The organism is Paenibacillus assamensis DSM 18201 (assembly GCF_000422445.1).
Taxonomy (GTDB): domain Bacteria; phylum Bacillota; class Bacilli; order Paenibacillales; family Paenibacillaceae; genus Paenibacillus_B; species Paenibacillus_B assamensis.
The window spans coordinates 163,579-175,480 of record NZ_AULU01000009.1 but is presented as its reverse complement, the minus strand read 5'-3'; the positions used below and the strand labels follow the sequence as shown (position 1 = coordinate 175,480).

9 protein-coding genes are annotated in these 11,902 nt (G+C 45.2%); all 9 read left to right on the top strand.

The window, feature by feature from the left end; all coding sequences use genetic code 11:
- Nucleotide 1: 1 nt before the first annotated feature.
- The 9 genes from H580_RS0105430 (at nt 2) to H580_RS26955 (ending at nt 11,873) form a co-directional block, all read left to right on the top strand.
- Nucleotides 2-1,585, top strand: a complete 1,584-nt coding sequence (locus H580_RS0105430; protein ID WP_028593887.1) for a response regulator transcription factor — start codon at nt 2-4, stop codon at nt 1,583-1,585.
- Between the two features lie 502 nt (nt 1,586-2,087).
- Entirely contained in the window at nt 2,088-3,035 is a 948-nt protein-coding gene (locus H580_RS0105425) for an ABC transporter permease (protein ID WP_425414111.1), read from the top strand.
- Nucleotides 3,036-3,052: 17 nt separating this feature from the next.
- Nucleotides 3,053-3,970: a carbohydrate ABC transporter permease gene (locus H580_RS0105420; RefSeq protein ID WP_028593885.1), complete on the top strand. Its 918-nt coding sequence runs from the start codon at nt 3,053-3,055 to the stop codon at nt 3,968-3,970.
- Nucleotides 3,971-4,082: 112 nt separating this feature from the next.
- Nucleotides 4,083-5,564 carry an ABC transporter substrate-binding protein gene (locus H580_RS0105415; protein WP_028593884.1) on the top strand — a complete coding sequence of 494 codons (1,482 nt, stop codon included), beginning with the start codon at nt 4,083-4,085 and terminating at the stop codon, nt 5,562-5,564.
- A 400-nt stretch (nt 5,565-5,964) separates the two neighbouring features.
- Nucleotides 5,965-7,248: a glycoside hydrolase family 125 protein gene (locus tag H580_RS0105410; RefSeq protein ID WP_028593883.1), complete on the top strand. Its 1,284-nt coding sequence runs from the start codon at nt 5,965-5,967 to the stop codon at nt 7,246-7,248.
- 129 nt (nt 7,249-7,377) lie between these two features.
- A complete protein-coding gene (locus H580_RS0105405) occupies nt 7,378-10,110 on the top strand; it encodes an alpha-mannosidase (protein ID WP_028593882.1) in 2,733 nt (910 codons plus the stop codon).
- Between the two features lie 155 nt (nt 10,111-10,265).
- Nucleotides 10,266-10,718 carry a hypothetical protein gene (locus tag H580_RS0105400; RefSeq protein WP_028593881.1) on the top strand — a complete coding sequence of 151 codons (453 nt, stop codon included), beginning with the start codon at nt 10,266-10,268 and terminating at the stop codon, nt 10,716-10,718.
- 68 nt (nt 10,719-10,786) lie between these two features.
- Entirely contained in the window at nt 10,787-11,356 is a 570-nt protein-coding gene (locus tag H580_RS0105395) for a hypothetical protein (protein ID WP_028593880.1), read from the top strand.
- A gap of 433 nt (nt 11,357-11,789) precedes the next feature.
- Entirely contained in the window at nt 11,790-11,873 is an 84-nt protein-coding gene (locus tag H580_RS26955; RefSeq protein WP_222429819.1) for a putative holin-like toxin, read from the top strand.
- Nucleotides 11,874-11,902: the final 29 nt, after the last annotated feature.

Sequence of the window (11,902 nt, the reverse complement as noted above, 5' to 3'; positions counted from 1 at the left end):
CATGTTTGAAGTATTTCTAGTAGACGATGAACCATTCATCATAGAAGGGCTGCAAAGCATTTTAGAATGGAACGATTATGGCTTAACGATTGTAGGTCAGGCTGAAAATGGGGAAGCGGCTTGGCAAGCTTTACAGGAGAGGCCAGTAGACTTGGTTGTAACGGATATTATGATGCCGAAAATGACAGGATTGCAGCTCATCGAGCGTATGAAGCATACACATCCTCATACACGTTTCATTATTTTGAGTGGCTACAATGAATTCGGCTATGTGAAGGAAGGCATTAAGCTTGGGGTAGAAAACTACTTGCTGAAGCCGATTAATCTAGAGGAATTCCGTTCTACCTTGGAGGCAACCGTACAGAAGATGGAGCAATCGCGCTCTAGTCAGTTGGTTGAGCAGCATAATCGTGATATTTTGCGTGAAAACGTGTTGTATCGCTGGATACGGGATCAGATTCATATGGAGGAGTTGCAGCAGCGAGCGGACATGCTAAATTTACAATTTAAGCATGCGTATTATTGGACGGTGCTCGTTCGTATGGAGGGGGAATTTACGCCTGACATTCAACAGACCCAGCAGGAACAGCTGTGGCGTGTTGCAAATGAATTTATCCGCTCCTATGAATACAGCTTTATTGTGCGTGAATGGGACGGCGAAGTTGTGTTTGTATTCGGAATAGGAGATACACAGTCAGATAAGGAGCAGCTGCTTGGATTGCTAAAGCGTTGGAAGCAAGAGATGGAACAAAAGCTGGGTGGCATCACCCTACAGATGACGACTGGCAGTATTCAAGCGGGCTACACGAAAGCAGCGCAAAGCTATACTCATGCAAAACAACTTCAGCCGTACCACCTTGTGCGGATGGATGAAAATATTTTAGATTACGAGGAAGTGATGCGCTACCGTTCATCAAGACCATCTTCCTTGCAACCTGATATTGAGCCTTATGTGCGGCTGTTGTACGCAAAAAGTAGGGAGCAGCTGCATGAGCAATTGGAGCAGGACTTCCTCCATCTTACAGAAACAGATGGAGCGGAGCCGCGCGATGTGCGCAATTTTGCTGTTGAGTTGTTAATGGTGTGGAAGCAGTCTATTAAGGAGACAGCTGTTCAACTCCCTGTTAAGGATATTGATTGGTTTAGTGAAGTCTATCGTTTGCATTCGCTAGATGCGATAAGAGAGCATGTGGAGAAAATAGCGGACCATCTTATCGACTTACTCACGCAGCCGCAAGATATGTCTCCAGTTGTAAAGCAGGTGCTGCAGCACATGGAGGAACGCTACGCGGAAGAGCTGTCGTTGAAGACATTAAGCCAGGTATACAATATTAATCCTGTTTATTTGGGGCAGCTGTTCCAGAAAGAAATGAACGGTACGTTCTCTGATTATTTGAACAAGACACGTATTAAAAATGCGAAGCGTCTATTAGTAGAGACACACTATCGCATGACCGAAATTGCTGAGAAAGTGGGCTATTGGGATAAAAGTTATTTTTACAAACAGTTCAAAAAGTATGTGGGCACTTCACCTAAGGAGTATCGGGAAATGCGAAGCGGTGTGGAACAAGAACTGCGTTCCTAACGGCAAGGTAGTGAACAAAGCCTGCTTTCTTAATAGAAGGGCCGTGGAACATGCGTTGTGAGCATGTGTCGTTGGCGTACAATACAGCTCCCTCTAACGATCGCTATTGACGTTATTTTAGAGAAATCGTCCATATTAGAATTTTAACGGTCGTGAGAGAGCCTATTTTAGAAATTTTCCTAAATGATTTCGATAACTCTTTAAAATAGGCTCGCTGACAACCGTTACATTGCAAAATAGGTACAAAGAGGCCAAATAGCCTCTGTGGCGATCGTTAGCGCCATCTTGCTAGGATGTGCATGCTCACATGCGTGCGCAGCCTCCTTTTTCACATGATAAAAGGCTTACACAGCTATAGCTAATGAGGATGTTCGTATCATTTGGTGTCCTAATTATAGCCAATGTAAGCCCTTTCTTTATTTTGTACACCAAATCTAAAGTTTGTTGACTATAGAAAATATCCCAGATCCGTTACGCTTAATTTACATTAAAGCAACGGGGGATGAATCGGATGCAAACGATTATGAACAGCTTAAAGAACCTCTATCGCAACCGGATTTTTCTTCTCATGGTACTCCCGGGAGCACTATGGTTCTTGTTCTTCTCCTACCTACCGATGCTCGGAACTGTTATCGCTTTCAAAGACTATCGAATTCATCGAGATGGATTCTTTGCTGGGTTGATGCAGAGTGAATGGGTAGGCTTCGAGAACTTTGAATATTTGTTCAGTACGAATGATGCGTTCTTAATAACACGAAACACAATCTTGTACAACTTTGTGTTTATCATTTTGGGCTTAGTATGTTCGGTCGCAATGGCTATCATCCTAAGCGAGATTGTAAACAAGCGTCTAGCAAAAGTGTATCAAACAGGGATGTTCTTGCCACACTTCTTGTCTTGGGTTATCGTCAGCTACTTTACATTCAGCTTCTTGAGTGTAGATAAAGGGGTTATGAACCAAATTCTTGCTTGGTTCGGTGCGGAACCTATTTCATGGTACTCCGAGACAAAGTATTGGCCTTATATTTTAACTTTCATGAACATATGGAAAGGCGTCGGTTACTCCAGCGTTGTTTACTTAGCAGCAATTGTTGGTATCGATAAAACGTATTATGAAGCAGCGATGATTGACGGAGCGAGCAAATGGCAGCAAATTCGCCATATCACGCTACCATCTATTACACCACTAATAACGATTTTGACGCTGCTTGCGATTGGTCGTATTTTCTACGCAGACTTCGGTTTGTTCTATCAAATACCGCGGAACTCTGGTCCGCTGTACCCAGTTACGAACGTTATCGATACGTACGTCTATCGTGGTTTGAAGGCGACAGGGGAAATTACGATGAGTACGGCAGCAGGTCTATACCAGTCGTTCATCGGATTCATTCTCGTTATTTCATCGAACTGGATCGTACGTAAATTCAACAAAGACAACGCGTTGTTCTAACGTAGGGAGGACTGACTATGCGCAAGAAAAAACACCGCGACGTCCACCATCTCTCACCGATGATGAATCTGGTGTTCAATATTATCGCAGGCGGATTCGCTTTACTCTGTGTATTCCCGTTCTTATTCGTCGTCATTATCTCATTTACGGATGAGGCGGCATTGAACAAAAATGGATATTCGATCTGGCCTGAAAAATGGAGCTTCGCTGCTTATGAGTACATTTTCAAAGCAGGCGATCAATTGCTTCGCTCTTATGGGGTAACGATCTTTATTACCATTGTAGGTACACTTATCAGCTTGGTTACGATTTGTTTGTTCGCTTATGCGATCTCTCGTAAGAACTTCAAGTATCGTGGATTTTTCTCCTTCATGGCCTTTTTCACGATGCTATTCAACGGTGGTCTCGTACCAACGTATATGGTCGCTACACAAGTGCTGAACTTGAAAGACAGCATTTGGGCGCTAATTCTACCGTTGGCAGTAAATGCATTTTACATTTTGATTATGCGTACGTTCTATAGCACTTCCGTTCCGGATGCGATTATCGAATCTGCGAAAATTGACGGTGCGGGCGAGCTAAGGGCGTTCATAACGATCGTATTGCCGATTTCCTTGCCAGGTATCGCGACGATTGGATTGTTCTCGACGCTTGGTTATTGGAACGACTGGTTCAACGCTTTGCTCTACATCGACAATCCGAACATCGTTCCATTGCAAGCGATGTTGATGCGAATCGAGAACAGTATGCAGTTCTTAATGAACAACGCGCAGCTAAGCGCATCGGGTCAATCCTTGGATCTCATGCGTTCCTTGCCTGCAGAAGCAACGCGAATGGCACTTGTTGTACTGGCAACGGTACCTATCGCTTGTGCGTATCCGTTCTTCCAGCGCTACTTCGTTCAAGGTTTGACGATTGGTGCAGTAAAAGAGTAATGCCGGGTATTCCTGCTCTGGCCACTGAGTGATAGGGGATTCAGGGTCAAAAGTGGTCAGGGCAGACACCATATATGCAATTCATCACGCTTATACAAAGGGGTTGACAAGAATGGCTAAAGCAAAAAAATTGCTCATGATGACGTTCTGTCTCGTAATGGTCGCTTCTCTTGTTCTCACAGGCTGCGGCAGTAAAAAAGAAGCAACTGGCGGTAGCACAGAAGGCACAGCTGAAAAGCCAGTTGAGCTAATCTGGTACACAATCGGTACTCCACAAAAAGACGTTGACAAAGTAATGGCAAAAGTCAGCGAGTATACAAAAGAAAAAATCGGTGTAACCGTCAAGATGAAAATGTATGATTGGGGCGAGTACAACGAGAAGATGCAAGTAATCGCGAACTCCGGTGAGCCTTATGACATCGCGTTCACAGCTTCTTGGGCATTCGACTATGTAACAAACGCGAAGAAAGGTGCTTTCCTAGCACTCGATGAGCTTATGGCAACAAAAGGCCAAGATATTACGAAAAACGTTCACCCATCCTTCCTAGAAGGTGCGAAGATCGATGGCAAGACGTATGCAATTCCCGTTAACAAAGAGTTGCCTGCACAGAAAGTATTCCGCTTCAACAAGAAGTATGTAGATAAATACGGTATCGACTACAAAAACGTGAAAACGCTTCAAGACCTAGAGCCGATCCTTGCGAAAGTAAAAGCAGGCGAGCCAGGCATGTATCCGCTATCTGCGGATAAGCAGTTCAAATTCGGTTTGAACTATGACTTGATATCGGAGAACTTGCCGATCGGTGTTGCTTTGACAGATACGAATGAAATGAAACTCGTAAACGTCTTGGAACAGCCAGATACAATGAAAGACTTGGAAACGATGCATGAGTACTACAAAAAAGGTTACCTGAAGAAAGATGCTTCTACTGCTTCCAGCGGCGATGAAATGAAAACAGGTAACTGGCTCGTAGACATGCCGGATACACAACCATTTGCTGACGCATTGTGGTCTCAATCTATGGGTTATGAAGTCGTTTCTACACCTTACACGAAACCATATGTATACAACTGGTCTGTAATGGGTGCGATGCACGCGGTATCTGCTAACTCTGCATACCCAGAGAAAGCAGTGGAGTTCTTGAACTTGCTGAACTCTGACAAGACGCTGCGTAACATGATCAACCATGGTATCGAAGGCGAGCACTTCAAGCGTATTGACGCAGAAACAATCGAATTCTTGCCTGCTAAGACAGAAGGATACGATATGCCAGGATTCACATTGGGCAACTTCTTCCTCTTGGATAAGCTGCCTACAGACCCTAAAGACAAATGGGAGCAATTCGAGAAGTTCAACAACTCTGCTGAAAATGCACCATTGCTTGGATTCCACTTCAACGCTGATAAAGTGAAATCTGAAGTGGCAGCATTGCAAAACGTGAAAGAAGAGTTCTACGCTTCCTTGTTCACAGGTACAGTAGACCCTAAAGTTTACGTTCCTAAAGCAATCGAGAAGTTCAAAGCAGCTGGCTTGGATAAAGTTCAAGCTGAAATGCAATTGCAATTGGATGAGTGGAAAGCATCCAAAAAATAAGTTTCGATGTGATTGGGGCGAGCCTTCGTCTGCTGCAGCATTGACAACAAGAATGGAACATCCGCAGAAGCGAAGTGAATAGCCCGATCTATGCAATCAGGTGGAGCATCGGCTTCACCTGATTGTGCATTACAGGGATTACTGTCTTTGTTTTTGTTAAATAGAAACTTCCGAATGGAAAGTTCAATTGGATAGAAATTGAATGGCTTTCGACTTGCTAAAAGAAAGAGAGCAAAATCGTTTTGGAGAAACGAAGTGGTCGCCTTTGTGGTCGAATGCTAACCATCTTCGTCATCCAAGCATTCGACTACAACAGCGATCGTAAAAACGATTTGCTCTTAAAACGATAGGCAAGTCTATGCACTTTTCAATGTCTAATGGAGAGAAGGAGAGAATCGATATGGAACGTCTACCCCAAGCCGTACTTCGCGTGATGGAAGAAGCATCAATTCGATTACATGATAATGAGAAACTGAAGCAGCTGTTCCTCAACTGTTTTCCGAATACGTTGAAAACAACGACAAAGCTCCATGAGGATGGCACATCTTATGTATTTACAGGTGACATCCCTGCGATGTGGCTGCGTGATTCCAGCGCCCAAGTTCGCCAGTACTTGCCTTTGGCAGCAGAAGATGCAGACGTACGCCGTATTATTGCTGGCCTTGTACGTAAGCAATTGAAATATATTCAGATCGATCCGTATGCAAATGCATTCAACGAGACTCCTGTTCCGCTAGAAGAGATTCATCACCGTGATATAACGGAACTGAACGGCTGGGTGTGGGAGCGCAAATACGAGATTGATTCACTCTGCTATCCGATTCAGCTTGGATACTTGTACTGGAAGACGACTGGCGATGCATCGCTATTCAATAGCGAATTCCACCATGTTGCGCATATCATTATGAACTTGTGGACGACAGAGCAGCGCCATTTTGAGCAGTCTTCTTATCGCTTCCAGCGTCAAGATTGCCGTCCAACAGATACGCTTAAAAATAATGGCATGGGTATGCCCGTTAACTATACAGGCATGACTTGGTCTGCATTCCGTCCAAGTGATGATGCATGTACGTTTGGCTACTTGATCCCGTCCAATATGTTCGCGGTTGTTGTTCTTCGTTATTTGGAGGAGATTGCACGCGATGTGTACCAGGATGAGCTGTTTGCAGAGAAGGCGCGTCGATTGAGCACAGAGATTGATGAAGGCATTCAAGCCTATGGTATCTTCCATCACCCAAAATACGGAAAAGTATATGCGTATGAAACAGACGGATACGGCAACTACAACTTGATGGATGACGCGAACGTGCCGAGCTTACTCGCGATTCCGTACCTTGGTTATACGTCTGCTGACGATCCGATTTATCAGAATACAAGAAAGCTTATTTTGAGCGAAGACAATCCTTACTACTACGCAGGCGAGCAAGCACGCGGTATTGGCAGTCCGCACACGCCGAAAGATTACATTTGGCATATCGCTTTATCTATGCAAGGCTTGACGGCTAGCACGGATGAAGAAATTCAAGAAGTTATCGCGATGTTAGTAGATACAGATGCAGAACTAGGCTATATGCACGAAGGCTTCCACAAAGACGATGCGAAGCAATTTACGCGTGAATGGTTCGCTTGGTCAAACAGCTTGTTCTCTGAGCTAATTTACCGTGAATTCTGGTTGAAGAAATAGAAGGCAAGAACATAGGAACTGGAATACAACCGAACGGAAACATGATCTATTAACCAAACAGAGACAATGATACCTGATAGTCATGAAAATCATTTCTAAACGCCCTTCTATTGGAGAGGAGAGACAACGATGACGAAAAAGACAGCTCATATTATTTCCCACACACACTGGGATCGTGAATGGTATATGCCTTATGAATATCATCATGCACTCTTAGTAGAATTGATGGATACGTTGCTAGAAACACTTGAGCGTGATCCTAACTATAAGAGCTTTCATCTCGATGGACAGACGATTATGCTGGAGGACTACTTGCAAGTACGTCCAGAGATGAAAGGCAAGTTGGAGCGATATATTGCGGAAGAGCGTATTCATATCGGTCCATGGTACATCCTTCAAGATGAATTCCTGACGAGCAGCGAAGCGAATATTCGTAACTTGCAGATCGGTCATCGTGATGCAAAGCAGTATGGTGGAAAAATTTCTAAAGTAGGCTACTTCCCAGATTCCTTCGGGAACATGGGGCAGGCACCGCAAATTTTGAAGCAAGCAGATATTGATGTGGCGATGTTTGGCCGCGGCGTTAAGCCAACAGGCTTCAACAACCAAGTATCTGAAGATGCTTCCTATGAGTCACCATTCTCTGAAATGATCTGGCAGTCTCCAGATGGCTCGCGCGTCATCGGTATTCTATTTGCGAACTGGTACTGCAACGGAATGGAAGTGCCAGTAGATGAAGCGCAAGCAGTAGCTTATTGGGAGAAGCGCATTCCAGACGCGGAGAAATTCGCCTCGACGAATCATTTGTTGTTTATGAACGGTTGTGACCATCAACCGATTCAAACTGATCTTTCACAAGCTATCGAAGTGGCTAAAAAATTGTTCCCTGACGTAGACTTCGTACACTCCAACTTTAACGAGTATGTGGACCGTGTGCGCGAGGAAATGCCTGAGAACTTGAAGACGGTAGAAGGCGAATTGCGCAGTCAGCGCACAGATGGCTGGTACACCCTTGTAAATACGGCATCTTCTCGTTTGTATTTGAAGCAGATGAATGCAGACAATCAGACGTTGTTGGAAAAAGTAGCAGAGCCATTGGCGGCATTCGCTCATCAAGCAGGCAAGCCATATCCACATCACTTGTTCGTCTACGCATGGAAGACATTGATGCAGAACCATCCGCATGACAGCATTTGCGGCTGCTCCGTAGATGAGGTTCACCGCGAAATGGTGACGCGCTTTGAGAAGTCGAAGCATATGACTGAAATGATCGTGAACGAGTCTTTGGATTCCTTATTGCCACAGATCGATACGATGGCATTTGACGGTAAGCGTGCTGTGCCGTTTACGGTGTTCAACACGGCTGGCTATGAACGCAATGGTGTCGTAGAAGTAACGCTTGAATTGAAGCGCCGTTACTTCAGTGAAGCTCATCCAACGGTGTTGGCGGCAGAAATGAAGCCAGAGCCGATTGAGCCAGGTGTTGTTATCGATGCGAACGGCAACGCAATCGATTGCGAGTGGGAAGATGCAGGTGTGATGTTCGGTTATGATCTGCCGAAAGATAAGTTCCGCCAGCCATATATGGCACGGATCATTAAGGTTCGCGTGCAGGCGAAGCATATTAAGGCGTTCGGCTTCAAGACACTGGCATGGGTGCCTGTTACAGAAGCGGGTGCAGCAGCAACGGCAGAGGCTTCTGCTAGCCTCGTTACAGGCGAGTTCACGTTGGAGAACGAATTCCTGCAAGCAGAAGTTCAAGTAGACGGTACATTGAAGCTGACGGATAAGCGTACAGGACACGTGTACGATGGCCTTAACGTCTACGAAGACGCGGGTGACATCGGCAACGAGTACATGTTCCGTATGCCGCAAGGCTCTACGCCGTTGACGACGAAAGGTGTTCAGGCGGAGCGTAAGCTGATCGAAAATACACCGTTCCGTGCGGTAATTGAAGTAACACATAACTGGAGCATCCCAGTATCTGCGGATGAGATGTTGAAGCAAGAAATGCTGGACATCGTAGACTTCCCGAAACGTCAGGCACAGCGTTCCACAGAGATGGTGCCTTTCGTGATCGTGACACGCTACACGTTGGATCGTGGTGCGAAGCGTGTGGATGTGAACGTGACGATGGAGAATCAATCTAAGGACCATCGTGTACGTGCGTTGTTCCCAACTGGCTTTACGGCGGAGACGCATGTCGCGGATTCCATCTTCGAAGTGGCGCGCCGCAACAACGTGCCTGCGGGAGAATGGCATAACCCGAGCAACGACCAGCACCAGCAAGCATTCGTCAGCGTGAGCGATGACGTGCATGGGTTGACGGTTGCGAACATCGGTTTATGCGAATACGAAGTATCGCAAGACAACAAGAACACGATTGCAGTGACATTGCTTCGCTCTTCGGGCGAGCTTGGTGACTGGGGTTACTTCCCGACGCCAGAAGCGCAGTGCCTTGGCACAAATACCGCTTCCTACAGCATCATCCCGCATGCGGGCGACGTTGTGACGTCTGGTGCCTATGCGGAAGCTTACAGCTTCCCAGTGCCATTCCTCGTGCGTCAAACGGACGTGCACGAAGGCCGCTTCGCGGCAGACCACGCCTTCTTGGCATGGGAAGGCGAAGGTGTCGCGTTCTCTTCCTTGAAGATGGCGGAAGAGACCGGCGACATGGTCGCGCGCTGGTACAACCTTGCGCACGAGCCGCGCGCGCTTAGCGTAACGCTGCCAGCAGCAGCGAGCAGGTTCTACCGCTCGGACGTGCTGGAGCGCGCAGGCGAAGCGATCGCCAGCGCAGACGCGCAGTGCGCTAACGTGGATCTTGGCGCAGCGGAAATTTTCACGCTCGGCATGAAATAATAGCAAAGGTTGGCTGCTCTCTACAAATATGTGGAGAGACAGCCAACCTTTTTTAAATGCAAAGAAGTGATGAAAAAATAAGCTTAATGTTATTTCATCTGCATTTCCAATTGGATATAATTACTCTGAAAATAGGATGAGTAGGAGTTGGTGTGATGTGGTTTAAGAGGCTTTTTAAGAAAGAACTGATTACGGCACTCATATCTAGTTTGCTCGCTTGTCCGTTGGTAGCTTGGATGCACAATATTAATCAAGGAGCAGGTTATCATTCACTCTATTTGAACTATTCCTATATCAATCTTGTACTCATCTACCTTACATTTGCTGCCCCATTCTCCCTTCTAATCGGTGTACCTACCTCAATTGCTTTGACTTCGATGGTTCAAAAGTTGAAATGCTCTTCTTTTATAAAATACGTGGTCGGTCTTGTATGTTTCTTTTTATCAGGCGTGATTATTTATTGGGCTTATATTGCTGCTAGTCGGCTAATTGCTGGACATACCTTGACCATTAATAATGTTCTATTTTATATGCTTGCTTTTGGCTTTTCTGCGCTCTTTTATTTTCATGTAGGTTTATTGGTGAATCGATTGATTAAATCAAGTTAGCAATTCAATGGCAAATCATTTGGTGATTCATATGGTATAAATCATTTTAAAAATAAGGAGGTTCGTTTATGAAGATAAAGCGAACAACGATGAGGGTAGCTATGGGATTGCTAACTGCTTTTGTTATTTTAACGGCTGGGTTCCTTACAAAAGGGGAAGCAATTGCTCAACAATCTAAGTATGTAGTATCGGTATTTGGGCAAAACGTGAGCACTTCTCACGTATATGTAAATGACGGAAAGAGCTATGTGTCGTTGCGAGCGTTAACGGATAAGTTACAAGCCAAAATCAGTTATACCAAGCATTCTGAGCTTTACGATTATCATCAGTATGAGTTTAGTTTCAATGAAGAGCGAGTAATGGTCTGGGGCAACGAGCACCGCGGCTTCTGGATTCAAACTCGTCCTGTAGGTAAAGATAGCGGTCCTCATGATAAGAAGATCTATAAGCCTGAACAAATTTGTGTACAGGAATCTGATGTTTGCAAAGTGGATAAGAAGCAGTATCACGGCCCTATCCTGGTGAAAGGAACGCTGTATGTGCCTATTCGTGAGATTGCTCAAGCATTAGAGCTGGAGGTCGTAATGAAAAAGGCAGATGGACAAACGGTGATTGATTTAGCAAGTGCATCCAACTAGAATGGACAGCCCTCCACTAGCGGCTAGTGGAGGGCTTCTCGTTTAGATTACTGACAAGTATGCAGTTGTTTCATCTGAAAACATACGTATCCGGGGAATTATGGTCAAATATGCATTTATTATCGTCCACTTTTCCGTTTCAAGTGCACAATCGAGAAAATAACTGCACAATTGTCCTTATGTATCTCAAAATGATGATTTCTACTTAAAATAGCTGCACTTTTGTCCGTACGAAGGAGAAGTCGGTGATCCAACGAAGCAACTTTGTGCAAGCTCGAACATGAATCTTAAAGTTGGATAAATTTTTACCAAAAGTAGTCCATATGAGAAACATTTGTTAATTCTAGCGCGTAAATCATGATATAATGAGACAAGCACAAAAAGGGCCATAAGGGCGCGGTCGGCTAGCTTCCCCAGAGGGAGGTGATGCCCCATGTCAGTGTACGAAGCGCTTACGCTTATGATAAGCTTTGGGACGCTTCTCATCGCGCTGATATCCGTCAATAAACGGAAATAGACCGCCCCCCGCAAAGGTTCGGTCTATTT